This is a genomic window from Sphaerimonospora thailandensis (genome assembly GCF_016863115.1).
GTDB lineage: Bacteria > Actinomycetota > Actinomycetes > Streptosporangiales > Streptosporangiaceae > Sphaerimonospora > Sphaerimonospora cavernae.
On the sequence record NZ_BOOG01000022.1, the window covers coordinates 77923 to 103289 of the forward strand.

Annotated in this window: 27 protein-coding genes; 15 read left to right on the forward strand and 12 right to left on the reverse strand. The window is 70.9% G+C overall.

From position 1 onward, the window contains the following. The 5 genes from Mth01_RS13530 to Mth01_RS13550 all read right to left on the reverse strand — a co-directional run bounded on the left by Mth01_RS13530 (position 1) and on the right by Mth01_RS13550 (position 5106). On the reverse strand, positions 1-519 hold the full coding sequence (locus Mth01_RS13530; RefSeq protein ID WP_239089630.1) for a methylated-DNA--[protein]-cysteine S-methyltransferase: 519 nt from the start codon (positions 517-519) through the stop codon (positions 1-3). Next, on the reverse strand, positions 510-2138 hold the full coding sequence (locus tag Mth01_RS13535; protein ID WP_204016173.1) for a DNA-3-methyladenine glycosylase 2 family protein: 1629 nt from the start codon (positions 2136-2138) through the stop codon (positions 510-512). Before Mth01_RS13535 ends, Mth01_RS13530 begins: the two co-directional genes overlap by 10 nt. Before the next feature lie 81 nt (positions 2139-2219). Beyond that, the gene (locus tag Mth01_RS13540) at positions 2220-3155 is read right to left on the reverse strand and encodes an NYN domain-containing protein (protein WP_204016174.1); all 936 of its coding nucleotides are present in this window, start codon (positions 3153-3155) and stop codon (positions 2220-2222) included. A gap of 134 nt (positions 3156-3289) precedes the next feature. Next, positions 3290-3520, reverse strand: coding sequence for an acyl-CoA carboxylase subunit epsilon (locus tag Mth01_RS13545; RefSeq protein WP_204016175.1), 231 nt, complete (start codon positions 3518-3520; stop codon positions 3290-3292). Beyond that, on the reverse strand, positions 3517-5106 hold the full coding sequence (locus tag Mth01_RS13550; protein WP_204016176.1) for an acyl-CoA carboxylase subunit beta: 1590 nt from the start codon (positions 5104-5106) through the stop codon (positions 3517-3519). The genes Mth01_RS13545 and Mth01_RS13550 overlap by 4 nt, the downstream gene beginning before the upstream one ends. Before the next feature lie 244 nt (positions 5107-5350). Here Mth01_RS13550 and Mth01_RS13555 point away from each other — a divergent pair, with 244 nt between their 5' ends. From Mth01_RS13555 to Mth01_RS13565, 3 genes are all read left to right on the forward strand, one after another. Further along, the gene (locus Mth01_RS13555; RefSeq protein WP_204016177.1) at positions 5351-6115 is read left to right on the forward strand and encodes an ABC transporter ATP-binding protein; all 765 of its coding nucleotides are present in this window, start codon (positions 5351-5353) and stop codon (positions 6113-6115) included. A 14-nt stretch (positions 6116-6129) separates the two neighbouring features. Continuing rightward, on the forward strand, positions 6130-7743 hold the full coding sequence (locus Mth01_RS13560) for a hypothetical protein (protein WP_239089631.1): 1614 nt from the start codon (positions 6130-6132) through the stop codon (positions 7741-7743). A gap of 89 nt (positions 7744-7832) precedes the next feature. Beyond that, positions 7833-10523, forward strand: coding sequence for a phosphoenolpyruvate carboxylase (locus tag Mth01_RS13565; RefSeq protein ID WP_204016178.1), 2691 nt, complete (start codon positions 7833-7835; stop codon positions 10521-10523). A gap of 15 nt (positions 10524-10538) precedes the next feature. Here Mth01_RS13565 and fdhD read toward each other — a convergent pair whose 3' ends face one another. The 6 genes from fdhD to Mth01_RS13595 are packed head-to-tail and all read right to left on the reverse strand — an operon-like array spanning position 10539 to position 14634. Beyond that, positions 10539-11420 carry a formate dehydrogenase accessory sulfurtransferase FdhD gene (gene fdhD, locus Mth01_RS13570; RefSeq protein WP_204016179.1) on the reverse strand — a complete coding sequence of 294 codons (882 nt, stop codon included), beginning with the start codon at positions 11418-11420 and terminating at the stop codon, positions 10539-10541. Then, positions 11413-11721, reverse strand: coding sequence for a hypothetical protein (locus Mth01_RS13575; RefSeq protein WP_204016180.1), 309 nt, complete (start codon positions 11719-11721; stop codon positions 11413-11415). The genes fdhD and Mth01_RS13575 overlap by 8 nt, the downstream gene beginning before the upstream one ends. After that, on the reverse strand, positions 11718-12116 hold the full coding sequence (locus Mth01_RS13580; protein WP_204016181.1) for a type II toxin-antitoxin system VapC family toxin: 399 nt from the start codon (positions 12114-12116) through the stop codon (positions 11718-11720). The genes Mth01_RS13575 and Mth01_RS13580 overlap by 4 nt, the downstream gene beginning before the upstream one ends. Further along, positions 12113-12379: a hypothetical protein gene (locus Mth01_RS13585; RefSeq protein ID WP_204016182.1), complete on the reverse strand. Its 267-nt coding sequence runs from the start codon at positions 12377-12379 to the stop codon at positions 12113-12115. Before Mth01_RS13585 ends, Mth01_RS13580 begins: the two co-directional genes overlap by 4 nt. Continuing rightward, positions 12357-13484, reverse strand: coding sequence for a glycosyltransferase family 9 protein (locus Mth01_RS13590; protein WP_204016183.1), 1128 nt, complete (start codon positions 13482-13484; stop codon positions 12357-12359). The genes Mth01_RS13585 and Mth01_RS13590 overlap by 23 nt, the downstream gene beginning before the upstream one ends. Next, a complete protein-coding gene (locus tag Mth01_RS13595; protein ID WP_204016184.1) occupies positions 13477-14634 on the reverse strand; it encodes a glycosyltransferase family 4 protein in 1158 nt (385 codons plus the stop codon). The genes Mth01_RS13590 and Mth01_RS13595 overlap by 8 nt, the downstream gene beginning before the upstream one ends. A gap of 152 nt (positions 14635-14786) precedes the next feature. On the opposite strand from Mth01_RS13595, the gene Mth01_RS13600 reads away from it, so the two are divergent. The 9 genes from Mth01_RS13600 (at position 14787) to Mth01_RS13640 (ending at position 21680) form a co-directional block, all read left to right on the forward strand. Beyond that, positions 14787-15902 carry a glycosyltransferase family 9 protein gene (locus Mth01_RS13600; RefSeq protein ID WP_204016185.1) on the forward strand — a complete coding sequence of 372 codons (1116 nt, stop codon included), beginning with the start codon at positions 14787-14789 and terminating at the stop codon, positions 15900-15902. 10 nt (positions 15903-15912) lie between these two features. Further along, complete coding sequence (locus Mth01_RS13605; RefSeq protein ID WP_204016186.1) at positions 15913-16158, forward strand: hypothetical protein; 246 nt, start codon at positions 15913-15915, stop codon at positions 16156-16158. A gap of 9 nt (positions 16159-16167) precedes the next feature. Beyond that, the gene (locus Mth01_RS13610) at positions 16168-16995 is read left to right on the forward strand and encodes a biotin--[acetyl-CoA-carboxylase] ligase (protein WP_204016187.1); all 828 of its coding nucleotides are present in this window, start codon (positions 16168-16170) and stop codon (positions 16993-16995) included. Between the two features lie 60 nt (positions 16996-17055). Continuing rightward, complete coding sequence (locus Mth01_RS13615) at positions 17056-17568, forward strand: PH domain-containing protein (protein WP_204016188.1); 513 nt, start codon at positions 17056-17058, stop codon at positions 17566-17568. Between the two features lie 5 nt (positions 17569-17573). Further along, positions 17574-18611 carry an adenylate/guanylate cyclase domain-containing protein gene (locus tag Mth01_RS13620; protein WP_204016189.1) on the forward strand — a complete coding sequence of 346 codons (1038 nt, stop codon included), beginning with the start codon at positions 17574-17576 and terminating at the stop codon, positions 18609-18611. Positions 18612-18725: 114 nt separating this feature from the next. Then, positions 18726-18905, forward strand: a complete 180-nt coding sequence (locus tag Mth01_RS13625) for a (2Fe-2S)-binding protein (RefSeq protein ID WP_204016190.1) — start codon at positions 18726-18728, stop codon at positions 18903-18905. Between the two features lie 14 nt (positions 18906-18919). Further along, positions 18920-19405 carry a bacterioferritin gene (gene bfr, locus Mth01_RS13630; protein WP_204016191.1) on the forward strand — a complete coding sequence of 162 codons (486 nt, stop codon included), beginning with the start codon at positions 18920-18922 and terminating at the stop codon, positions 19403-19405. Between the two features lie 301 nt (positions 19406-19706). After that, positions 19707-20375, forward strand: coding sequence for a response regulator transcription factor (locus Mth01_RS13635; protein ID WP_030451323.1), 669 nt, complete (start codon positions 19707-19709; stop codon positions 20373-20375). Positions 20376-20411: 36 nt separating this feature from the next. Next, the gene (locus tag Mth01_RS13640; RefSeq protein WP_204016192.1) at positions 20412-21680 is read left to right on the forward strand and encodes an ATP-binding protein; all 1269 of its coding nucleotides are present in this window, start codon (positions 20412-20414) and stop codon (positions 21678-21680) included. A 9-nt stretch (positions 21681-21689) separates the two neighbouring features. Here the strand turns inward: Mth01_RS13640 and Mth01_RS13645 are convergent, their stop codons facing one another. After that, positions 21690-22292 carry a GtrA family protein gene (locus Mth01_RS13645; RefSeq protein WP_204016193.1) on the reverse strand — a complete coding sequence of 201 codons (603 nt, stop codon included), beginning with the start codon at positions 22290-22292 and terminating at the stop codon, positions 21690-21692. A gap of 349 nt (positions 22293-22641) precedes the next feature. Between Mth01_RS13645 and Mth01_RS13650 the strand changes: the two genes are divergently transcribed. From Mth01_RS13650 to purE, 3 genes are all read left to right on the forward strand, one after another. Beyond that, positions 22642-23574, forward strand: coding sequence for a hypothetical protein (locus Mth01_RS13650; RefSeq protein ID WP_204016194.1), 933 nt, complete (start codon positions 22642-22644; stop codon positions 23572-23574). Positions 23575-23712: 138 nt separating this feature from the next. After that, positions 23713-24855: a 5-(carboxyamino)imidazole ribonucleotide synthase gene (locus tag Mth01_RS13655; RefSeq protein WP_204016226.1), complete on the forward strand. Its 1143-nt coding sequence runs from the start codon at positions 23713-23715 to the stop codon at positions 24853-24855. Next, positions 24848-25366 carry a 5-(carboxyamino)imidazole ribonucleotide mutase gene (purE, locus tag Mth01_RS13660; RefSeq protein ID WP_204016195.1) on the forward strand — a complete coding sequence of 173 codons (519 nt, stop codon included), beginning with the start codon at positions 24848-24850 and terminating at the stop codon, positions 25364-25366. The genes Mth01_RS13655 and purE overlap by 8 nt, the downstream gene beginning before the upstream one ends. Position 25367: the final 1 nt, after the last annotated feature.

Genomic DNA, 25367 nt, shown 5'->3' on the forward strand with positions numbered 1-25367 from the left:
TTAACCCTTGTCGCTCTCCCGGGAGCGGTGCTCGTGGGCGAGCAGCCACTCTTTGACGTGGGTGCCGTAGTAGTAACCGCCGTAGCCGCCTGACGAGGGCAGCACCCGGTGGCAGGGCACGAACGGGGCGATGAGGTTCTGCGCGCAGGCCGACCCCGCGGCCCGCGCCGCCGTTCTGGGCAGGCCGGCCTTCTCCGCGAGCAGGCCGTACGACACGGTCGCCCCGGCGGGCACGGCCCGTAGCGCCTCGTACAGCCGCTGCCGGGTGGGCGTGCCGGGCTGCTCGACCGGGATCCGGTCGAGCGCGCCCAGTTCCCCGTCGAGATAGTCCCGTACGGCCTGCGCCGCGTCGGCGAGGTCGCCCTCTTCCAAGGCGAGATCCCGTAACGCCGGCGGGAGCCGTACGAACATCTCGCGGGGGTCGGCGGTGAAGCCCCCGGCGACGAGGACCCCGTCGCGGGCGAGTATCGAGAGCGGACCCACTGGTGTGGGCACGACCTGGGCAATGATCACCTGCATGATGGCCGTTTTTCCTCCTTTTGTGAGATTAGCCGGGGTGGAGTGGACATGGACCAGAGGTGGAGGGCGGCGTAGGCGCGCCAGGGGCGCCAGCGTTCGACCTCCTCGGCCGGGATGCCGAGAGCGGCCATGGCCTTCTTCAACACCAGGTCGCCCGTCGGCCAGGCGTCCGGGTCGCGCAGCGAGCGCAGGGCGATGTAGCCCGCCGTCCACGGTCCGATGCCGGGGATCCGCAGCAGCCTGGCCGTGGCGTCCGCGGGGTCCTGGGCGCCGTCGAGGTCGATCTCCCCGGCGGCGACGACCTCGGCCAGCGCCCGCAACGTCGCGATGCGACGGGTGGTGAGCCCCAGACCGGTCAGGTCGGCTTCGGCCAGCTGTCCGGCCGAAGGGAAGAGAACCGATCCGGCGTGCTGATCCCAGCTGGGACCGGGGTCGCCGGACGTCCCGGCCCGTACGGCGATGCGGCCCAGGATGGTGCGGGCTCCGGCGACCGAGATCTGCTGGCCGACGACGGCCCGCACCGCCGGCTCGAACCCGTCGAACGCGCCCGGCACCCGCAGACCGGGCCGCAGCGCCACAAGTGAGGCCAGCGCTGTGGCGCCGAGGACGGTGGCGACCGCCTCCGGGTCGGCGTCCAGGTCGAGCAGCCGCCGGCAGCGTGACACGATTTTGGCGAGCTGCCGCATGTCATCGGTGTGCACGAGCAGGCGGATGTGGTCTCCGGCAGGCGTCAGCGTGAGAGATCCGCCGGGGATCACCCGGGAGTAGCTCCTTACCTCGGCACGCGCCGAGAGGCCGGGTTCGGCGGGCATTCCGGCCGGCCGCGCGTTTTCCGGGCCGTCGCCGGACCAGGTGACGCTCTCCATGCCGGGGATCGCCCGGGTCGCGAGGAAGCGCAGCACGGACTGCGCGTCGTAAGGCATGCGGTGGGTGAGCCGGAGGGTCAGCCCGGTGGCGGCGCATGGGCGCGTCGAGTCGCCCGTCACAGCCGCGGACACCGCATGGCGGCCCCTCCGCGCGAAGGCGGCGCCTGCGAGCACGCCGTGGCTGAGCTCGCCATTTCTCAGCTCGGTGGGAGCGAAGCCGTACGACTCCTTCATCGCGGCGTTGAACTGCCGGACACTGCCGAATCCGGCGGCGAACGCCACATCGGTGATGGGCAGGGAGGTTTCGGTGAGGAGTTGCTTGGCGAGCAGCAGCCGTCTGGTCCGGGCGACCGCGAGCGGGCCGGTGCCGATCTCGGCGACGAACAGCCGGTGCAGGTGCCGCTCGGTCACGTGCAGTCGCCGGGCCAGACCGGAGACGCCCTGGTCGTCGGCCACGCCGTCGTCGATCAGGCGGAGCGCCCGTCCCACCACGTCGGCGCGCACGTTCCAGCCGGGGTCACCGGGGCTCAGCTCTGGGCGGCAGCGGCGGCACGGCCGGAAGCCCGCGGCCTCCGCCGCCGCGGCGTGCCGGAAGAACCGTACGTTCCTCCGTATGGGCGTACGAGCGGGACAGATCGGACGGCAGTAGATGCCCGTCGAGGTGACAGCCGTGTAGAAGCGCCCGTCGAACCGGGGATCACGCGCGGACACCGCCAGATAGCAGGTGTCGAAGTCGAGCTGTCGTGTGGTCACTCTTCCGACGTTATGCGCAGACCACGGGCTCGGACTCGCGGAAATCGGACCTGAGCGCGCCGCGCCGCCACTTGTCGGCCGTCACTTGCTCGAGATGCCCACCCCCAGATCGAACTCGCGGTAGACCCTGGCCCAGAAGCCGTCCCGCAGCCAGACCCGCGCCTCCGGATAGGGCCGCAGCGAGTGGCCGAGCTCCTTCTCGGCCTCGATCAGCAACTCAGTGTCGATCACGGTGGGCAGGATGGGGCCGGGCAGCAGATCGCGGATGTTGTCGCGGCCCCGGGTGAGGATCCACTTCTGCGCGACATGCTCGCCGACCTCCTCCACCCGCGGACGGCCCGGGCCGAGCTTGGCGACCTGGCCCACCGGCGCCTTCGGCACGGGTTTCACCGTACGACCGGCGAACACCTGGGCGGGCGACGGCGTGGGCGGTACCGGTACCGGAACCGGTGCACGGGTGAAATACGGACGCAGAAACTCAGCACTCAGGATCTCCACCGTGTCCGATTCCCACACCAACCGCTCCGCCTGGTTCGTACCGAACGGCGGCTCGACCCCCCAAAGGTGGACGCGAACGCCGTACGCCTGGGCGGCCTCCACCGCCGGGACCATGTCCTCATCCCCGGCGATCAACACCGTGTCGCTCACCGCGTGGTGCCTGGCCAGTGCTTCCAAATCGCTGCGGATCTGCGCGTCCACACCCTTCTGCTGCCCCCTGGCGTTCAGGTTGCCGAGCCGCACCTTCACCCAGGGGAGTTGCGCGATCACACGTTGGTCGACGGTGGGAACACGATCACGTGCCGCGTCGTACCAGTAGACCCTGAGCAACTCGCCGGGGATGCGCTCAAGAGCGTGCTTCTGGAGCGCCTGGATCAATTCGTCGGCCGATACGCGGTACTCCTTGCGCTCCTTCGCGCCTAACAGAACTTCGCCGGCCGCCGCATAGAGGTAACCAACATCAACAAGAACGGCATACTTCGCGGCAATGCCATGTGCGCTGAAGTCCGGGATGGCCATGCTGTCCTCCAGGACTCGTCACTAGATGATCGGGCTGACTATCATTCCCCCACTTTCTAGATAGTCCCAACTCTTGGGCCGGTTGACACCCCGTTCCGCCGATGTAATCGCACCGTGCTCGCGGGGATGCCGGTCTAGACGCCGGGGAAGAAGGCACTCCGCCAGGCGCCGGGACCGTACGGCAGCGGCCCTCTCGTCTGGTATGCCGAGTTCCGCCAGTTCGCGGATTTCCGTACGCCCGCCTCGGGGCCGGGGATCGCTGGGATCGCGGCGAGCGCGGCGACGAGCGCGGCGACCTCCTCGGGAGTCGCCGCGCCACGCACGATCTTCACGAACGGCTCTTCTGCCGTCGGACTGCCGGTCACAGCGGGATGTTCCCATGCTTCTTCGGCGGCAGCGTGGCCCGCTTCTGGCGGAGGGCACGCAGCGCGCGGATGATCTGAACCCGGGTCTCCGCGGGGTGGATGACCGCGTCGACGTAGCCGCGCTCGGCCGCGAGATAGGGGTTGGCCAGCGTGTCCTCGTACCGGGTGATGAACCGGCCGCGGGCGGCCTCGGCGTCGTCGGCCTCGGCGAGCTCCCGCCGGTAGAGGATGTTGACCGCGCCCTGAGCGCCCATCACCGCGATCTGGGCCGTCGGCCAGGCCAGGTTGATGTCCGCGCCGAGGTGCTTGGACCCCATGACGTCGTAGGCCCCGCCGTACGCCTTCCGGGTGATGACGGTCACCAGGGGCACGGTGGCCTCGGCGTAGGCGAAGAGGAGCTTGGCCCCCCGGCGGATGATGCCGTTCCACTCCTGGTCGGTGCCCGGGAGGAAGCCCGGCACGTCGACGAACGTCAGCACCGGGATGTTGAAGGCATCGCAGGTGCGGACGAACCGGGCGGCCTTCTCCGAGGCGGCGATGTCGAGCGTGCCGGCGAAACTCATCGGCTGGTTGGCCACCACGCCGACCGACCGGCCGTCGACCCGGCCGAAGCCGACCACGATGTTCGGCGCGAAGCTCGCGTGGACCTCCAGGAACTCCCCGTCGTCCAGCACGTGCGCGACGACCTGCTGCATGTCGTACGGCTGGTTGGCCGAGTCGGGGATGAGCGTGTCGAGCTCGCGGTCCTCGTCGGTGGTCTCCAGCGGCGTCTCCACCTCGAAGACGGGCGCCTCGTCCATGTTGTTGGACGGCAGGTAGGACAGCAGCGCTCGGGCGAACTCCAGGCAGTCCTTCTCGTCGGTCGCCTCGTAATGGGCCACGCCGGACTTCGAGCCGTGGGTGCGCGCGCCGCCCAGTTCCTCGAAGGTCACCTCTTCGCCGGTGACCGTCTTGATGACATCCGGCCCGGTGATGAACATGTGCGACTTTTCCTGAACCATCAGGACGAAGTCAGTCAGCGCGGGGGAGTAAACGGCGCCCCCCGCGCACGGGCCCATGACCAGTGAGATCTGCGGGATCACGCCGGAGGCGTGCACGTTCCGCTTGAAGATCTCGGCGTACAGGCCGAGTGAGACCACGCCCTCCTGGATCCGGGCGCCGCCGGAGTCGTTGATGCCGACCACCGGACAGCCGGTCTTCAGCGCGTGGTCCATGACCTTGACGATCTTCTCGCCGAAGACCTCGCCGAGCGAGCCGCCGAAAACCGTGAAGTCCTGCGCGAACACCGCGACCGGCCGGCCGTCCACCGTGCCGTGCCCGGTCACGACGCCGTCACCGTACGGGCGCTCGCGATCGAGTCCGAAGCTCGTCGAGCGGTGTCTGGCGAACTCGTCGAACTCGACGAACGAGCCCTCGTCCAGGAAGGCCAGCAGCCGCTCCCGGGCCGTCATCTTGCCCTTGGCGTGCTGCTTCTCCACCGCCCGCGCCGACCCCGCGTGGGCCGCCTCGTGCCTGCGCCGCTCCAGATCGGCGATCTTGCCCGCGGTCGTGTGGATATCGATCTCGTTGGTGGCCTCGGTGCTCATCGGCCGATCACCGCTCCCCCCGGCCCGCTTCGCGGGTTCGCTCCGCACTCATGTCGGACAGGGTAACCAGCCGCTCACAGCGGGCCGCGCCGGGGTGTCCTCGCACGCCACCGGAAAATCCGGCGTACCGAGCCGACATGCGGGACCGGCGTACGGGACCGGCGTACGGAACCGGGGCTTCACCGCCGTTCGTTGGCTGAGACAGCGGGAACTTACGCCGACGGAATCTGGCAGGGTGAGGCGCATGACGGAAGCGGTGCGGACACGGGGTCTCTTCAAGCGGTTCGGGCAGCAGGTGGCGGTGTCCGGGATCGATCTGGTCGTGCCGAGGGGCAGCTTCACCGGGCTCGTCGGGCCCAACGGAGCGGGCAAGACCACGACGCTCAGCATGATCACCGGTCTGCTGCGCCCGGACGGCGGCCTCATCGAGATCGACGGCCACAACGTCTGGGCCGATCCCGTCAGCGTCAAATCACGCATCGGCGTGCTGCCCGAGGGGCTTCGGCTGTTCGAACGGCTCTCCGGCCGTGAGCTGCTTCTCTACAACGGACAGCTGCGGGGCATCCCGTTGGACGAGGTCGGCAGGCGCGCCGACGAGCTGCTGCGGGTCATGGACCTCGTCGACGCGCAGGACAAGCTGGTGGTCGACTACTCGACCGGCATGCGGAAGAAGATCGGTCTCGCCGCCGCCCTGCTGCACAATCCGAGTGTGCTCTTCCTCGACGAGCCGTTCGAGGGCGTGGACCCCGTGTCGGCGAACACGCTGACCGAGGTCCTGCGCAGGTTCACCGCCTCGGGATCGACCGTGGTCTTCTCCAGCCATGTGATGGACCTCGTCGAGCGGCTCTGCGACTGGGTCTCGGTCATGGACCGCGGCCGGATCGTGGCACAGGGCCCGCTCGACGACGTCCGGGGTGAGCGCACCCTCAACGAGGCGTTCCTCGACCTCGTCGGCGCCCGCGGCAACGGCGACGAGGGCCTGTCGTGGCTCGGGTCGGCCACGGCGTGAGTGGGAGACCGGACGTGACACAGTCGATCGACATGACGACCGCGACGGGTGCGGAAGCGATGGGGACGCGCGCGACGGTGGCGTTGTTCGTACGGCTCAAGCTGCGCCTGATCCGCGGCAACCTGCGCGGGGACCTCGCCAAGCAGCTCGGCTTCGTCTTCTCCTGCCTGGCCGCCGGTGTCGTCGCGGTCCTGGGGTTCGTGCTCTTCGCGGTGTTACGGCTGGCGCCGGCGGACATCGCCCGTGACGTCGGCATCGTGGTGTTCACGGTGGTCGCGATCGGCTGGATCTTCGTGCCGTTGATGGCCTTCGGCCTGGACGAGACCCTCGACCCGGCCCGGCTGACGCTCTTCCCGCTGACGACCCGGCAGCTCGTCGCCGGCATGTTCGCCGCTTCGGCGGCCGGCCCCTGGCCGATCGCGTCGCTGGTCATGCTGAGCGGCGGTGTGGTGGCGCTGGCCTCCGGCCCCGGCGGAGTGCTGATCGGCCTGCCCGCAGTGCTGCTGCAGTTCGCCTTCTGCCTGGTGGTCTCCCGGGCCGTCACCACCGCGCTGTCGGGTGCGCTGCGCAGCCGCCGAGGCCGTGACCTGCTCACGGTCGGCGTCGTCTTCTTCATCGTCCTCACCCAGATCCCCGGCCTGATCATCAACCGGGGGCTCCCGGGGGACCCCAGGGAACTGCTCGCGGCCACGGCGGGGGTGCTGCGCTGGTCGCCGCCGGGACTGGCCGCGCACGCGATCGCCGACGGCGGGCTCGCCGGTGTCGCGGAGATCGTCGTGCTCGCGGTGGTCGTCGCGGTGCTCGCCTGGCTGTGGATCGTGGCCCTGCGCCGGGCCCTCGTCACGCCGGACTCCTCCTACCAGGGCGGGGCCGTACGGCGGTCCCGAATGGGGTCGTTCCTGCCGGGCGGCATGCTCGGCGCGGTCGTCGCCAAGGAGCTCAAGTACGCACGCAGGGAGCCGCGTGGGCGGATGAACTGGCTGGTCGCTGTCGTGGTGAGCGCCATCCTGATGTTCTCCCTGCGCGGGCGGCTCGACGCGGACGGCCCGGCGCTCGTGATCGGTCCCATCGCCCTGGCCGCGTTGATGATGGGAATGCAGGCGGCCAACTCGTTCGGCATCGACGGACGGTCGCTGTGGATGAACGCGGTCGCCTTCGCCACGGTGCGGGACGTGCGCACGGATCTCGCCGGCCGGCATCTGGCCTACGCGATCGTCGCGCTGCCGCTGCTGGCGGTGCTGTCCGTCTTCGCGGCCGTGACCGGCGGTGATCCCTGGCTGGCGGTCGCCGCCACCGCCACGGGGTGGGGGGTGATGGGCGTCGCGCTCGGCGTCGGGGCGATGGTCAGCGTGCTGCTGCCGTACACCTTTCCCGAACGGCTGAACGCCTTCTCAGGGGCCGCGCCGGGGCAGGGCGGACAGGCGTTCGCCGCCACCTTCGCCGCGATGACCGGCACCGCGGTCCTGGTGCTGCCCGTCGTCGTGCCGGTCATGTTCGGTCTCTCCGTCTGGGCCGTGGTGGCCGTGCCGTACGGCCTGGCCGTGGCCTGGGGAGGCCGCCGTCTGGCCGCCTTGATCGGCTACCGGCGCATCCCGGACATCCTCGCCGCGGTCTCCCGCCCGACATAACCGGAGGTCAAGGCGGGTGACCTTGGTGGTCTAGTCCAATTGGTGGGGCGGGTTCCGGTCGCCGAACTCGGTTCGCTAGCCTTCCGAACATGGCCGCCATCGCTCCCTCAGACCGAGACGGAATCCCTGCGGAAGGGCATGCCCCCGCTGGACGTAACAGTGCCGCGGCGGAGCTGCCCGAGGAGATGCGCGCGGATGTGCGCCTCCTGGGCGGCCTGCTGGGCCGAGTGATCGCCGAGCACGGCGGCGCAGATCTGCTGGCCGAGGTGGAACGGCTGCGCAAAGCCGTGATCGCCGCGCGGCGCGGCGAGACGACGGCCGACGAGGTCGCGGCCATGGTCGCCGAGTGGCCCATCGATCGGGCCGTCCAGATCGCGCGCGCGTTCACCTGCTACTTCCACCTCGCCAACCTGGCCGAGGAGCACTTCCGCATCCGCACCCTGCGCCGGCGTGACCGTGACGACGTGTCGGTGCGTGAGTCGCTGGCCGAGGCCGTACGGCGGCTGAGCGACGACGAGCGGCTGCCCGAGCTGATTGAGGGGCTCGAGTTCCGCCCGGTGCTGACCGCGCACCCGACCGAGGCACGTCGGCGGGCGGTCGTTACGGCGATCCAGCGGATCAGCGCCCAGCTCGACGCGTACAACACGCCGGGCCGGGGCGCGGCGGAGCGGGACGAGGCCCACCGCCGGCTCCTCGAGGAGATCGACGTGCTGTGGCGCACCGCGCAGCTCAGGGCGAGCAAGCTCGACCCGCTCGACGAGGTGCGCACGGCGATGGCCGCGTTCGACGAGACGTTGTTCCGCACCGTGCCGCTGATCTACCGGTCGTTCGACGCGGCGCTCGAGGACGGGACCGGCACGCGCGCGCCGCTGTCGCGGCCGTTCGTCCGCTTCGGCAGCTGGATCGGCGGCGACCGCGACGGCAACCCCAACGTCACCGCCCGGGTGACCCGCGAGGCGATGCAGATCCAGGCCGAGCACGTCCTCATCGCGCTGGAGAACGCCGCGACCCGGATCGGCCGGTCGCTCACGGCCGCCGCCGCCTACACGCCGCCGTCCGCCGAGCTGCGCGCCGCGCTGGCGCGGGCGGAGGGCCATCACCCCGACCTCGTGTCCGAGATGGGGACCCGTTCCCCGCAGGAGCCGCACCGGCAGTGGCTGCTGTTCGTCGCCGCGAGGATCGTCGCGACCCGCCGCCGCGACCTCGACCTGGCCTACCGCTCGCCAGAGGAGCTGCTCGCCGACCTGCGGCTCGCCCAGGACTCGCTGCGGGGCGCCGGAGCCGTACGGCAGGCCTACGGTGAGCTGCAGCACCTGATCTGGCAGGTGGAGACGTTCGGGTTCCACCTGGCCGAGCTGGAGGTGCGCCAGCACTCCAAGGTCCACGCCGAGTCTCTGGAGGAGATCGCGTCCGGCAGGCCGTCGGAGCGCACCGAGGAGGTCCTGGCCACGATCCGGGTGATCGGCTGGATCCAGGAGCGGTTCGGGGTGCGCGCCTGCTCCCGGTACGTCGTCTCGTTCACCCGGTCGGCCGACGACATCGCGGCCGTCTACCAGTTGGCCGCGCACGCGATGGGAGACCGGGCGCCGGTGCTCGACGTGGTGCCGCTGTTCGAGTCAGGCGAGGACCTGGACAACGCCACCGAGGTGCTCGACGGCATGCTCGCGCAGGAGCCGGTGCGGCGCCGGCTCGCGGACAACGGGCGGCGACTGGAGGTCATGCTCGGCTATTCGGACTCGGCCAAGGAACTCGGGCCGGCCGCCGCCACCCTGCGTCTTTACGACGCGCAGGCGGCGCTGGCCGCCTGGGCGGCCGCCAACGACGTCCGGCTGACGCTCTTCCACGGCCGGGGCGGGGCGCTCGGCCGGGGCGGCGGCCCCGCCAACCGGGCCGTGCTGGCCCAGGCGCCGGGGTCGGTCGCCGGCCGGTTCAAGGTCACCGAGCAGGGTGAGGTCATCTTCGCCCGCTACGGCCACTCGGCGATCGCCCGCCGCCACATCGAGCAGGTGACGAACGCCGTCCTGCTGGCCTCCACCACGGCCGTCGAGTCGAGCAACGCCGCGGCCGCGGCCAGGTTCCGCGACCTGGCCGAGCAGGTCGCCGGCGCGTCGGAGCGCGCCTACCGGTCGTTGACCGAGGCGTCGGGCTTCCCCGAGTGGTTCGCCCTGGTCAGTCCGCTGGAGGAGATCGGCTCGCTGCGGATCGGGTCCCGGCCCGCCCGGCGCGGCCTCGGCGCGCCGCGCTCGCTCGACGACCTGCGGGCGATCCCGTGGGTGTTCGCCTGGGCCCAGACCCGGGTCAACCTGCCCGGATGGTACGGCCTGGGCAGCGGCCTGGCGGCCGTGGAGTCCCGGGGCGGCCTGGACGAGCTGCGAGCGGCCTACCGCGAGTGGCCGCTGTTCGCCGCGATGCTCGACAACGTCGAGATGTCGCTGGCCAAGACCGACCGGGCCATCGCCTCGCGATATCTCGCGCTGGGCGGCCGGGACGACTTCGCCGGGCAGGTCCTCGGAGAGTACGACCTGACCAGAAGGCTGGTGCTCGAGGTGACCGGGCACAGCAGGTTGCTGGAGAACCGGCACGTCCTCTCGCGGGCCGTACAACTGCGTGATCCCTACGTGGACGCGCTCAGCCACCTGCAGTTGCGCGCTCTGTCGGCCCTGCGGGCGGACGTCGGGGTCTCCGGCGGCGGCCTGTCGGAAGCGGAGCGCGAGCGCCTGTCCACGCTCCTCCTGCTGAGCGTGAACGGCGTCGCCGCCGGCCTCCAGAACACCGGCTGACGCATTCCGGGGGGGTCAGGCGCCGTCACCGGTCGTGATCCGCTCGGCGCCCGAGTAGACGTTGAAGCGTTCCTCGCGCAGGAACCCGACGAGGGTCACGCCGAACTCGCGGGCGACGTCCACAGCCAGGGACGACGGCGCTGAAACGGCACAGACGATCTGGACGCCGGCGGTCACCGCCTTCTGCATGATCTCGTAGCTCGCCCGCCCGCTGACCAGCAGAACGTGCCGGTCGAGCGGCAGCCGCCCGCCCAGCAGCGCCGCGCCGACCAGCTTGTCGACCGCGTTGTGCCGCCCCACATCCTCGCGAACCCCGGCCGGTGACCCGTCCGGGGTGAACAGCCCGGCCGCGTGCAGCCCGCCGGTCCGGCCGAACCCGCTCTGCGCCTTCCGCAACAGGTGCGGCAGGCCGTACAGGACCTGCGGCGCGACGGCGAAACCCGGTGCCGAGGACGCGGGTGTCGGGCAGCGGTCCCGTAACGCCTTCAGCGTCGCGGTGCCGCAGACCCCGCACGCACTCGAAGTCAGGAAATGTCGCTCAAGGGTGGCTATATCGGGCAGCGTGGGCAGGTTGAGCCGTACGGTCACCGTGTTGTAACGCTCTTCCGGCTCCAGATCCTCATCCGTGCAGTAGCCGATGGCGGCGATGTCGCCGGGCCCGATCACGCCCTCGCCGTAGAGGAAGCCGGCCGCCAGCTCGAAGTCCGCGCCGGGAGTCCGCATGGTGATCGCGACCGTACGGCTCTCGCCCCCGGCCAGCAGCCGGATCTCCAGAGGCTCCTCAGTGGCCAGATCGTCACGGCGATCCCGTACGGCAGAGCCGGAAACCTGGCGGACGCGGGTCCGCGTCACCGGCCCCGGGCGGTGCACCGGCCGCTCTCTACCATCGTCATGCATGCACTCCTCCAGATCCAGGCCCCTTCAGGCTCCAGGCTGCTGCCCAGCAGCCTGCCATGTTCATATGGACGGGCTTGAGTGGAGTCGTTATCGCCCGGCTGGCGGCCAGCGCGTCCTGGGCGCGGGCGTGAGCACGGGCCTTGATCAGCTTGTTGAAGGCCGGCACCCGAAGGGCTGCGCTGTTCTTGGCCCGATCGAACTTGGGGGTGTTCAGCTTCCGGTAGGCCTCGGTCGCGTCCGCTGACAGCCACCCGCAGGGAGCGCACTCGGCGGTCTTGTCGACGTACCGTTCGCCGCTCAAGCGAACAGCACGTGCACCGGACAGCCGAGGCCGGACACCCGCGAAAGCCGAGCGTCGGTTGTCAGCAGGGGGCAACCGTAGGCTTCGGCCGCCGCAACATATGCGGCGTCATAGGTGGTGATGTTGGAGCGCAATTCCCACATGCGAGGGAGTAGGACGCGGGTGAGAGGAACGACCGGAGCGATCTCGCCAAGAGCCGTAATGGCTCCGGTCGCCTGGATCAGGGTGATCTTCCTTCCCAGCAGGTGTCCCCGGATAACGGAGGCAACCTCGGTCATCCAATGCTCTGGAGCGATCCAGCGGTCGTCGTCGGCGAGCGCGGCGCGGCACCTGTCTCCGACCGGTCCCTCGTCCAGCAGGGCGAAGGCGAAGACGGAGGCATCGACAACGATCACTGGTCCACCTCGGGGACGCCGAGTATCGCGTCCCGCTCCCCGCGCGCGCTGTGCAGGGCCCCCAGAACCTCGTCCACTGACAGCCTGGTGCCGAATGAACGGCCCGACAGCCGCTGGATGACCGCGAGGTTGTCGTGGCGGCGCACCTCGTCGCCGACGACATCGAGCAGGTATGCCTGCAAGGACTGACCACGTTCGCGTGCTATCGCGGTGAGCTTGTCGCGCATGTCTTCGGGCACGTCACGGATCTGAAGAGCTACCATGCCTCCATCGTAGAGCGACGCATGCGAAAATGCATGCGCTTGTGCTGGTCACGGCATCGGCCACGGATCGCGCGGGAATGTCGGCCATGCAGGCCGGTGGCCCGTCGGGAGCGAGCGGGCATCGGGCGGTCCACCAGCACGGTTGCTCGGTGATGGCGGTCGGCAGCCGATGCGGGCAGTCCGGCAGCCCCTGCAGATCGACGCCGCCGCCGATGCCGTACCGGAGGGCCGACGTCGGGCCGAACAGCCCCACCGTCGCGGCGCCCGCCGCCGCGGCGAGCCGTACCGGACCGGTGTCGCCGCCGACGACGACGCCGCCCCGGTCGGCGACGGCGGCGAAGCACGCGGCGAGCTCCCGCAGCCCGGCACCCGGCAGGAACATCCCGCCCGCCGCGTCACCAGCGGTGCCGTGCGGAACCGCGTCAGGCTCGGTAGGGGGCGGGCCAACGATCAGGACGGGGTGGCCGCGATCGGACAGCAGCCCGATGAGCTCGGTCCAGTACGGCCAGCGTTTGACGGCCATTCCGCTGCCGGTGACGAGCACGACCGGCGGGCGGCGAGCGATGGCCGTGCTGCCGGAAGCCGGGAGAAAGCTGCCACCAGCCAGGAGAGACTCGTCGAGCAGCCGGCGGCCCCGGGCCAGCTCCGCCGCGGACAGGTGCACCCGCGGCCGGGCCAGGTCGTGCGGGTCATCGGCGCCGAGCAGCCCCTCGGCCTGCAGGATGCGCAGATAGCGCAGCCCGACCGGCTCGTCGGGCGGCGGCCGTCGCCACAGATCGGTGACGCATCGGGCGCCGGAGGCGGCGAGCAGGCCGGGGATGCCGTCGTAGCGGGTCGTGGTGACGGCGAGGTCCGGGCGGCGTTCGGCCAGCGCCCGCGCCACCGCCTCGCGCTCGGCGCCCGGGCGTCCATGCGCGGGGGTGCGCACCTCGGTGACGGCGGGATCGCCGCGGACCAGCTCCGCGCCCGGCTCGTGGGTGAGCACGCGCAGCGAAGCGCCGGGGTTGCGGCGGGCCAGGGCGTGCACCACGGGAAGAACCATGATCAGGTCTCCGATCCCGCCGAGGAGGTCGACCACGAGGATGTCGGCGTAAAGGTCAGGCATTCCGGCGTCCGTACGCCGCGCCGACCACGCTGTCGTAGAGCTCCCGATGCGCGGCGGTCACCCTCGACCACGAGTGCCGGGCGGCCAGCCGCCGCCCGGACTCGGCGAGCCGCCGCCGCAGTGCCGCGTCGTCCAGCAGCCGCTCCAGCGTGCCGGCGATCGCCGCCGCGTCGCGTCGGGCGGGGATCACGGCGACGGTGTCGTGGAGCACGGGCGGATCAGGTTCGTCCGGGACGGTGATCGCGGTCGGCAGCCCGTGCGCCAGCATCGTGAGCAGCGCCCCGCTCTTGGCGGTGACGCCGGCGGTGAAGGGCAGGACGCCCACGTCGGCGGCGTGCAGCGCCTCCGACACGGCGGCGGCGGGCAGATGGCCGGTGAACGTCACCGCGTCCGCCACGCCCAATCGCTCAGCGAGCGCGTCCAGCTCGGCCCGGAAGGCGCGGGCCTCCGCCTCGGGCAGCGCCTGAGACGTGAACCCGCCGATGACCAGCAGGCGCAGGCCGGGACGCCGCGCCCGCAGGCACGCCACGGCCTCCAGCAGATATCGGATCCCCTTGACCGGGTGGACGAACCCGAAGAAGGCCAGCACGTCGCCGTGCCCGTCCAGGCCCGGGCCGCGGCCGTGGTCGGCCACGTTGGGGGCCAGCGGGACCTCGATCGGCCGGCCGCCTGTCCGTAGCCTGACCTGCCGCGCGTGTTCCCGATTGGTGACCACGACGGCCCTGCTGGCGGGGACCAGCCGCCCGGTCTCCCGGTCCCACAGCCGGGCGCGCTCAAGTGGCCGCCAGACGGCGTCCGGCACCCATCCCGGCGCCGCCCACCATCCGTACTCGTGCAGGGTGGTCACCAGCGGCACGGATGGCGGCAGCAGGGGCGGCAGCAGCCCGGGCAGCCCGGAGAACCGGTACGCCGACGGTGCGAACTGGACGTGGACCACATCGGGCCGTAGCCGTCGCACCTCCCGGGCCGCCCGCAGCGTGGCCGTGAGCCAGCCCGCCGCCGAGCCGTCGCCGCGCACCGGGACCGACGTCGCCGCGACCCCGACATCGTCCAGCGCGTGCATCAGCCGTTCGACGTAGTCGCTGACCCCGTCCAGGTCCGCCGGCGCCGGGCCGTGGATCATCGCCACCCTGATCTGGTCCCGGTCCACCGCGCACACCTCCCGATCCCGCACGCCCGGCGCGCCCGTACGGCGGCATGCGGGCACTGCCTACCCGTCGAGCCGAAAGCGACACCGGCGTTCGTTTCCTACCCGCCGGCGGCTGTCGTTTGCCCTGCTCAGCGGTCGGGTAGCGCCATGAGATGGGGATGGAGCACCCCGCCGCGCTCGCCGGGCCGCCGATCGGATGGCGGGACCTGGACCGCGTGCTCGTCGTGCGCCCCGACAACCTCGGCGACGTGCTGATGGCCGGTCCGGCGCTGCGCGCGCTACGGCACGCCGCTCCCGGCGCCCGGCTGGATCTGCTCGCCGCGCCCGCCGGCGCCGCGGCCGCCCTGCTGCTACCCGAGATCGACGCCGTGCTGACCTGCTCGGTCTCCTGGCAGGAGGCCGGGTCACGCGATGTGCCGGTCGCCGCGGACCTGGATCTGGTCGACCGCATCGGACACGGCGGCTATCAGGCGGTCGTGATCCTCACGTCGTTCTCCCAGTCGCCCTGGCCGGCCGGATACCTGTGCCGGTTGGCCGGTGTGCCGGTCAGGGTGGGCATGTCGAAGGAGTTCGGCGGCGCGGGCCTCACCCACTGGGTCCCCTCGCCGCCGGACGAGCTGCACCAGGTCGACCGCTCACTGCACCTGCTGGAACGGGTGGCGGTACCCCCGTTCGGGGGGCGTCTGCACGCCCGCGTCCCGCCCGGTGCGGTGCGCGCCGCCCGCGTCCTGCTCGGCGATCGCGGGCCGTACGCCCTGATCCTGCCGGGGGCGTCGTGCCCGGCGCGGCGTTACCCCGCCGGCCGGTTCGCCCGGGTGGCCGGGCGCCTCGCCTCCTCAGGCCTGCGGGTCGTCGTGGCCGGGACCGCGAAGGAGGCCCCGGTCGTGGCCGAGGCGGCCGGCGACGTCCCCGGCGCGGTGATCCTGGCGGGAGAGCTCGACGTGCCGGCCCTCGCCGCCACCGTGGCCGGCGCCCGGGTGGTGGTGTGCAACAACAGCGGCGGCGCGCATCTGGCCGCCGCGCTCGGCACGCCCGTGGTGGTGCTGTTCGCCGGCACCGAGCAGGTCGGGCAGTACCTCCCGCGTTTCGTCCCGGCGTCGGTCCTGACCGTCCCGACCGGGTGCGCGCCGTGCCGGCAGTTCACCTGCCCGTACGCCCTCGAGTGCCTGGACCTGCCGCCGGAACGGGTCGCCGCCGAAGCCGTACGGCTGGCGGCGCGTGGGCCCGTACGAACGTCCGCATGGTCGTCCGTACGGGAGCCCGGATGAAGAGGCCCGCATGAAACGGCTCGAGCGGCGGGAGGCGTGGCACGGCGCGCTCAGCGTCGCCGAAGCCGTACGCGTCGCGGACGTCGCCGGGCCGGAGATGGCGGCCTTCGGTTACCTGCCCGCTGCGCCGGCGTGCGGTAGCCGGCACGTGCCGGGTGCCCGGCGGCTCGCCGCCAGGCTCGCCCGGATGCGTGATCTGGAGTCACTGCCGGCCGTGTCCGCTCCGCGCCCCTCATATCGAGCAGGGGATCGATAGCCTGGGCAGATGAGGGAATCGCCCTACACCGATCTCGACCGGCCGCCGCTGTCCGAGGCGGCGCTGCGCAGAGCGCTCATCCGTCCGGGAGCGCTGTGGTCGTCCATCAGCGTGGTCGAGCGGACCGGCTCCACCAATGCCGACCTGGCCCGGGCCGCACGCGAAGGGGCCTGTGAGGGCACGGTGCTGGTGGCGGAGTCCCAGTTCGCCGGGCGCGGCCGGCTGGGCCGGGCGTGGGTCGCGCCGCCGAGGTCGGGGCTGTCGTTCTCGGTGCTGCTCCGGCCGGAGGGCGTGCCGCCCACGCTTCAGGGATGGCTGTCGCTGCTGGTCGGGCTCGCCGCCGCCGTAGCCGTACGGCGGGTCGCAGAGCTCGACGTCCGGCTGAAGTGGCCCAACGACCTGCTGGCCGGTGAACGCAAGCTCGCGGGCATCCTCGCCGAGCGGGTGGACACCTCGATCGTCATCGGGATGGGCCTCAACGTGTCCATGCGGCAGGACGAACTGCCGGTGGACCGGGCGACCTCCCTCGCCGTCGAGGACGCCATGTGCACCGACCGTGATCCGCTGCTGCGGGCGATTCTGCGGGAGATCGAGTCGCACTACCGGGCATGGGCGGAGGCGGGCGGCGACCCGGACGCCTCCGGGCTGCGCTCGGCCTACCTCGCCTGGTCGGCGACGGTGGGGCAGGAGGTCAGGGTCGAGCTGCCCGGCGAGCGCGTGCTCACCGGCCAGGCCGTCGGCGTCGACCGGTTCGGCCACCTGCTCGTACGGGCGCAGGGCGAGGAGCACGCCCTGAGCGTCGGCGACGTGGTCCACGTCCGCCCCGCCTCCGGCTAGGAAGTCGTGGATCGGGCGACCGCGATGCGCAGCGGGCTGGAACGTGTCACGATTTGCGCCATGGGTCTCCCCGATCATCACCTGACCGAGGGCGAGCGGATCATTCACGAGTTTCATCCGCACTGGAAGCGGTTGATCCTGCCGATCCTCGCCTTCATCGTCGTCGTGGTCGCCGCCGGCGCGGCGATCTACTTCATCCCGAGTGACTATGGGTACTCGGGGTATGCCCGGATCGCGGTGGCCGTGGTCGCCGTCGTCGCGCTGGCGTTGTGGTCGTTCATCCCGTTCCTGAAATGGAAGACGACCTCGTACACGCTGACCTCGCACCGGCTCGCGATCAGCACCGGCATCCTGAACAAGTCCGATGAGGACATCCCTATGGCGAAGGTCAACAGCGTGAGCTCCGACCAGCGGTTCGTCGAACGGGTCCTCGGCTGCGGCACGCTGCGCGTGGAGTCGGCCTCGGAGAAGGGCGAGATCATTCTCAGGGACATCCCGAGGATCCAGCTCGTCCGGCAGGAGCTGTTCCGGCTGGTGGAGGACGCTTCCGACGGGAACATCGACGGAAAGTAGACGAGATGGCGCGGGCAGCGCGCCGGCTGGGGGAGGGGGACGTGGAGATCAACGGGCGTCCCGGCACCGATGACGTGCGGCGGCTGCTTGTCGGGTCGCCGCCGGTCTACACCCGCCGTCAGCTGGCCGAGGCGGCCGGCATCTCCCGGGACCTGGCGGCGCGGATCTGGCGGGCGCTCGGCTTCGCCACGCTGCCCGACGACGCGGTGGCCTTCACCGAGGCCGACCTGTCCGCGTTGCGGCGGATTCGCCACCTGATCGACGCGGGCCTGCTCGACGAGCGGACCGTCATCCGCATGACCCGGGCGCTGGGCCGTACGACCGGCAGGCTGGCCCAGTGGCAGGCCGAGATCATGATCGAGGCGGTGCTCGACCAGACGGGCCGGCCGGGTGAGGGTGATTTCACCCAGGTGATGGAGACCGTCCGCCGGCTGCTGCCCGACTTCGAGGAGATGCTGGTCCACGTCTGGCGGTCGCAACTGGCCGCGGCCGCGGGCCGGCTCATGTCGCTCTCCGAGCTCGGCCAGGAGATGGTCCCCTCACGTCTGATGCTCGCCGTGGGCTTCGCGGATCTGGTGGCGTTCACCAGGGTCACCCGGGAGCTCGACGAGCCGGCCCTGGCCGACCTCGTGGAGGGTTTCGAGGCCCTGGCCTCCGATGTCGTGGCGGCGCACGGCGGGCGGCTGGTCAAGACCCTGGGCGACGAGGTGCTGTTCACGGCGGGCGAGCCGCGGGCCGCCGCGCTCATCGCGCTCGACCTGGTGGACGAGATCAAGGCGGGGGAGGAGGGGCCGGATGTGCGGATCGGGCTGGCGTACGGCCCCGTGCTCCCCGCGATGGGCGACGTCTTCGGCACGACCGTGAACCTGGCGGCCCGGCTCACCGCCATCGCCCGGCCGGGCACGATCGTCGCCGACGGTGAGATGGCCGACGCGCTCGGGGGCGTGAGCGCCTTCGACCTGGTCAAGCTGCGCCGCCGGCCCGCACGCGGGCTCGGCGTCGTCCAGCCGTACGTCCTGCGGAGGTCCGGCCGGGAACGCTGAACCGGAAGGAAATGTGGCTCAGCCCACATGCCTCCCACATAGGCAAGCCTTACCAAAGTGGGTTACCTTAGGTGTGCCTAACCTTCCTAGCGCCACCGAGAGGCCCTCACCGCCATGTACGTCTGCGTCTGCCGAGCCGTCACCGAGAGCGAGGTCCACGACTGCATCGCCGAAGGTGCGAAAACCGCTCGTCAGGTACGCGACGCGACCGGCGCCGGAGGGGACTGCGCCACCTGTGTCCGTAAGATCTGTGCGATGCTGAAACGGTCAGATGACCTGGTGACCAGCGCATAGACCGAGGGGCCGCCATGCAGGGGGACAGAGAGATAATCACGCTGCTCAACGAGCAGTTGACCGCCGAACTCACCGCGATCAACCAGTATTTCCTGCACGCGAAGATGCAGGAGCACTGGGGATACACGAAACTGGCGAGCTACACCCGGAAAGAGTCCATAGACGAGATGCGGCATGCCGAGCGGCTCACCGACCGCATCCTCTTCCTGGAAGGCCTGCCCAACTACCAGAAGCTGGGCACGCTGCACATCGGGCAGACCGTGCGGGAGCAGCTGCAGGCGGACCTCGACCTCGAACTGGGGGTGGTCGCGCGGCTCCGGCCCGGGATCACGCTGATGCGGGAGCGTGGCGACGTCACCTCCGCCCGGATCTTCGAGGACATCCTCGCGGACGAGGAGCACCACATCGACTACCTGGAGACCGAGCTGAGCCTCATCGAGAGCCTGGGCGAGGCGCTCTACCTCCAGCGCTATGTCGGAGATCCTTCGGCGTCGTCCTGACGCCCCCTTCTCGATCACCGCGATCTTCCGGGTCGCCGGACTTCCGGACCATCGCGTTCACGTCCGCACGCCGAGCCGCCATGGCGGTGCGGCGGCGGACCGGCGAATGCTGTTTACCGTGACATGTGGGATTTGGGGCACTTCACGAGATGGGCGAGAAATGCCCGTATCGGGGTGCCCCGTTGCGTACTGACTATCCCGGATTTATCAGTGTTTGCCCAGGTCAATTGATGGGTCAATGACAAGTCAAACTGCGCGCTGTAGCCGGGAAACGATCGCTTAAGGTCCTACGATCGCTTTCATGACCTGCGTACTTCTCGCCGAGGATGACACCTCGATCTCGGAGCCTCTGGCGCGCGCTCTGCGCCGGGAGGGTTATCAGGTAGAGGTGAGCCCCGATGGCCCGCAGGCCCTTGAGAGGGCACTGTCGGGAGGCGTCGATCTGATAGTTCTCGATCTCGGCCTGCCAGAGATGGACGGGCTGGAGGTCGCCCGCCGTATCAGGGCGGAAGGGCACGGCACGCCCGTGCTGATCCTCACCGCCCGCGTCGACGAAGTCGACACCGTGGTCGGGCTCGACGCCGGTGCCGACGACTACGTGACCAAACCGTTCCGCCTCGCCGAGCTGCTCGCTCGCGTACGGGCACTGCTGCGACGCGGCACGTCCGAGACGCCGGTGGTGCAGGGCGTCCGCATAGACGCCGACTCGCGCCGGGCGTGGATGGGAGACAAGGAGCTGCACCTGACCACCAAGGAGTTCGACCTGCTGCGCGTGCTCGTACGGGACGCCGGCAAGGTCGTCACGCGCGAGCAGATCATGCGTGAGGTGTGGGACACGAACTGGTGGGGGTCGACGAAGACATTGGACATGCACATCTCGTGGCTGCGCCGCAAGCTGGGGGACGACGCGGCGAAGCCGCGATACATCACGACGGTCCGAGGGGTCGGTTTCCGTTTCGAGCGCGAGTAGGCCGCCGTGCGGTGGTCAGTGGGGAGGAGCTAGCCCGTGCGCCGGCGCTTGCTGTCCTCGATGTTGCTCGTGGCGGTCATCGCGGTCGTGCTGTTAGGCGTGCCCCTGGGCGTCCTCGTCGTGCGACTGATCAACGACGAGGCCGAGCAGATGCTGCGGGCCGAGGCGACGCGGCTGCTCGTCGGGGTGGAATACTCCGTCAGCCAGCAGCAGAAGATCGATCCGCACCAGCTCGCGAAGAACTATACGGATCGGTACATCCAGGTGTACGTCCGGGGGAACCGGCCGATCGCCGTGGGGTCGCCGCCGCCACCCGGCCGAGAGCTGGTGCAGGAGGCCCGGTCCGAGGCCGGCTACGTCCGGGTGGCCCAGGACTCGGCCCAGATCGAGCAGGACGTCCGGGCCCGGCTGGTGCTCATCGTCGCGCTCGCGGTCATCGCGCTCGGCGTGGCCGTCGGCCTCGCGACCGTCACCTCACGCCGTCTGAGCCTCCCGCTCCAAGACCTGACAAAGATCGCGGAGCGGCTGGGCTCGGGTGACGCCAGGCCCAGCCGGCACAGCTACGGCATCCCCGAGGTCGATCTGGTCGCGGAGGTGCTGGATCGGAGCGCGCTGCGGATCTCCGACCTGCTCGCGCGGGAGAGGGAGTTCGCCACCGACGCCTCGCACCAGCTTCGCACGCCGCTCACCGGGCTGACGATGCGCCTGGAGGAGATGGTCGCCGCGGCCGGCCAGCCCGAGACGGTACGCGAGGAGGGCGAGGCCGCCATCGTCCAGGTGGAGCGGCTGACCGCGGTCATCGACGAGCTGCTGGCCGCGGCGCGGCGGCAGCGCCATGCCCAGACGGGTCCGATCAACGTGGACGACGTCGTGGAGCAGCAGATCACCGAGTGGGAGCCTGCCTTCCGTCGCGCGCAGCGCGCAGTCGTACGGCGGGGAGACCAGGGGCTGAGCGCCCTCGGTACGACCGGCGGGCTGAGCCAGGTCCTGTCCACGCTGATGGAGAACTCGCTGGAGCACGGCGCGGGCGTGCTGACCATCTACACGACGAGCACGGACAGGTCGGTCGTCATAGAGGTGGCCGACGAGGGGCCGGGCATCCCGGAAAGCCTTGGGCACAAGGTATTCGAACGCAGCGTGAGCGGCGGGGGCAGCACCGGGCTCGGCCTGACGCTCGCCAGGGCCCTGGTCGCGGCCGACGGAGGCAGACTGGAGCTGGTCAGGCGCCGTCCGGCGACCTTCGCGATCTTCCTGCGGCACGCCCGCGAGTACGGCCGTCACCGGGTGGTGAGCGGGCCGGCCTGAGGGAGGATCTCAGATGGCGGTGACCGGTCCCGCGTGCGCCTGCGCCTTTTCCGGGGACGTTTCCGTGTCCTTCTCCTGAGGTGTCTCCTGCGGCTGGGCCTGTCCGACGGCCTGCGCCTGCGGGTCACCCGCCTCCTCGGCCGAGGAGGAGAGGCTCGGCGGCAGATCGGCCGGGATCTCCGGCAGCGCCAGGAACACCCACTTCTTGTAGGACCAGAAGCGGAACAGCGTGCCCAGCCCCACGCCGATGAACCGTGCGACGTTGTAGCTCACCGGGTCGTCCATCCGCAGCACGTAGGTGGCGAACGCGGCCAGGATCGCCGGGGGCAGCAGCCCGATGCCGTTGAGCACGAAGAACAGGACGTACTCTCGGACCATTCCGCTCTGCTTGCGGTGACGGTAGGTCCAGAAGCGGTTGCCCAGGTAAGCGAACGTCGCCGCCACGATCGTGGACGCGACCGAGGACTTCACCGGCCCCATGTCGAGGCCGAAGCGCAGCAGATTCGCGCCGCCGAAGTCGATGACGAAGGCGATGGCGCCCACCGTCCCGAACTTCAGCAGCTCATGGACGAGTGACGCGAACCGCTCGTAAGCGTGTCGGAGGAACTGCACGACCCGGCGGTCCTTCCTGTCGGCGGCGAGGTGCTCTCAGGGCTGAGATGTTTTCAGGCCGAGGTGTTCTCAGGCTACCGGTACGGCACGGCCAGGAGTGGGCCGCTGCCCGTAGATGACGCTCCGCCGCAGGTCAGCGAAGAACATTTCATGAAATATCTCGTTATGGGGCCAACTGGGTGTCGTTCAGGCTACGCTGCCGCCCGACAAGGATCACTTCGTTCTGGAATCCGCACATTCCGGAGAGGTGGCTCCCACCGTGCTGCGCAAAATCACGGCCACACGTCGTGTCTCCCCAGGTGTCGCGTGCCTCGGGCTCGGCCTCGCCTTACTGGCGGGATGCGGAGACGTGAACGCCGGGCAGGCCATCGGCCCTCCCGCGAGCGTCCCCGCCACCGCCGCGTTCACTCAGGCCGACGCGGAGACGGCAGTCGAGAGCCTCGGCGACCTCGCTGACGCCTGGAAACACCAGGACTGTGCGAAGGTCGGGCATCTGACCACCTGGGTCGAGAACACACTGGGCGGCCGTGTGTGCGAGGCGGCCCGATCCGCCCGATCGACAGCGTCCGGCCGTGCCGTACCGGACACGAGCTGGGGCTCGGGAGTAGGCCGCTACCGTGACCCGGAGTTCCTGGTGCCGGGAACCGCGGCGACCGACGACGAGGACGGCGCGTGGTTCGCCGTGCTGGCCCGACGCCCCGAGCCCGCGTACTTCGTGTTCGTGCGGTCCGAGGGCCGGTGGCGCCTGGGCGCCGGTCCGATCCCGCTCATCGGCCCGGCGCCCAAGCGTGCGGACGAGGTCGGGAACGTCGACGACGAGCCGGACGTGGCGGTCAGGGCGAAGCTCGTGCCGACGCGGTATGTGACGTTCCTGACCGACCCGGCGGGTGTCAGCGGCGTGAAGTTCGCCTCCGGCGACCCGATGCGCGGCCTGCTGACCGAGCTGGTCCGGGCGCCGGGCAGGGTCCGTCCCGACAGGTTGTCGGTCGACGTGCGGATCGAGGGATCGCCGCGGGCGCTGGCGCTGCCCGACGGCTCCGCGCTGGTGTTCCACGCGCTGCGGCTCGTCCACGCCCAGGAGCCCGGCCCGGGCCGTTCCACCCTGGCCCATCCCCGGTACGCCGCGGGCGATGTGCGGGCGTTCACCGGCAAGAGCGGGCCGAGGAGCATCACCGCCGAAGAGCTGGTGCTGGTGGCGACCAAGGTCTCCAAGAACAACCGCCTCACCACGGTCGCCCTGCGCCGCACCCTGGCCGACATCGCCCAGTCAAAGCCGATGTAATGATCGACGTGCTGAAGGAACTCCGGATGCGGGCGCACTTTCCCGCAATCGGTAAGCTGGCCTGTCGTGAACAGCCCGAACGTTCCTCCTTCCCGATCCGCCGGAGGCCTGGAGGTCAACCCGTTGGTCAACCCCCTGGTGAACTCGCCGGCGGGTCCCGTGGTGGGCATGGTCGGCGCGGGCCAGCTCGCCCGTATGACCCAGCAGGCCGCGATCGCGCTCGGCATCGAGCTGCGCGTGCTGGCCAACGCGCGCGACGAGAGCGCCGCCCGGGTGATCGCCGACACCCGCCTGGGCGACTACCGCGACCTCGGTGATCTCCGCGAGTTCGCCAAGGGGTGCGATGCCGTCACGTTCGACCATGAGCACGTGCCGACCGAGCACATCCGGGCGCTGGCCGCCGAAGGCGTCGCCGTACGGCCCGGGGCCGACGCCCTGGTCCACGCCCAGGACAAGGCGGTCATGCGGGAACGGCTCACCGCGATCGGCGCGCCCTGCCCCGCCTGGTCGCGGGTCTCGTCCCTGGCCGACGTCGAGGCGTTCGCGGAGGAGCACGGCTGGCCGGTCGTGCTGAAGGCCGTACGCGGCGGCTACGACGGACGCGGCGTGTGGGTGTGCGCCTCGGCCGATGAGGCGCGCGAGGCGCTCGCCACCGGCATCGCGCTGCTGGCCGAGGCCTTCGTGCCGTTCGAGCGGGAGATCGCCGTGCTGGTCGCCCGGTCCCCGCACGGCCAGGGGGTGAGCTACCCGGTCGTGGAGACCGTCCAGCAGGACGGCATCTGCGTGGAGGTGATCGCTCCCGCGCCCGGATTCCCGGCCGAGGAGGCGGCGGTCGCCCAGCGCGTCGCGCTCGGCATCGCCCGCGACCTCGGCGTGACCGGGCTGCTCGCGGTCGAGATGTTCGCCACCAGGTCGGGCCTGGTCGTCAACGAACTGGCCATGCGTCCGCACAACAGCGGCCACTGGACCATCGAAGGGGCCAGGACCTCCCAGTTCGAACAGCATCTGCGCGCCGTGCTCGACCTGCCGCTCGGCTCGCCGTCGCTCGCCGCGCCCGTCGTCGTCATGGCCAACCTGCTGGGCGGGCCCGACCCGGACGTGTTCTCGCGCTATGAGCACGTGCTCGCCAACGACCCCGGCATCAAGATCCACTTCTACGGCAAGGCCGTACGGCCCGGCCGTAAGATCGGGCATGTGACCGCGCTCGGCACGGACCTCGACGAGGTGCGGGCCCGGGCCCACCACGCCGCCGTCTGTTTGAGGGGACCGCTGAATGGCTGACGTCGGGATCGTCATGGGAAGCGACTCGGACTGGCCGGTCATGCGGCAGGCCGCCGAGGCGCTCGCCGAGTTCGGCGTGCGGTTCGAGGCCGACGTCGTCTCGGCGCACCGCATGCCGGCCGAGATGATCGAGTACGGCTCGCACGCCGCGGACCGTGGGCTCAAAGTGATCATCGCCGGCGCCGGGGGAGCGGCCCACCTCCCCGGCATGCTGGCCTCGGTCACCCCGCTGCCGGTGATCGGGGTGCCGGTGCCGCTGAAGTATCTGGACGGGATGGACTCGCTGCTGTCCATCGTCCAGATGCCCGCCGGGGTGCCGGTCGCGACCGTGGCCGTCGGCGGGGCGCGCAACGCCGGTCTGCTGGCCGTACGCATCCTGGCCGCTTCCGACGCGGGTCTGCGGCAGCGGATGGAGGAGTTCCAGGCGGCGCTCAAGGCGCAGGCGTACGCCAAGGGCGAGCGCCTGCGCGCCGAGGCCGCCGACCTGCACGCCCGAGACCACCACGCCTGAG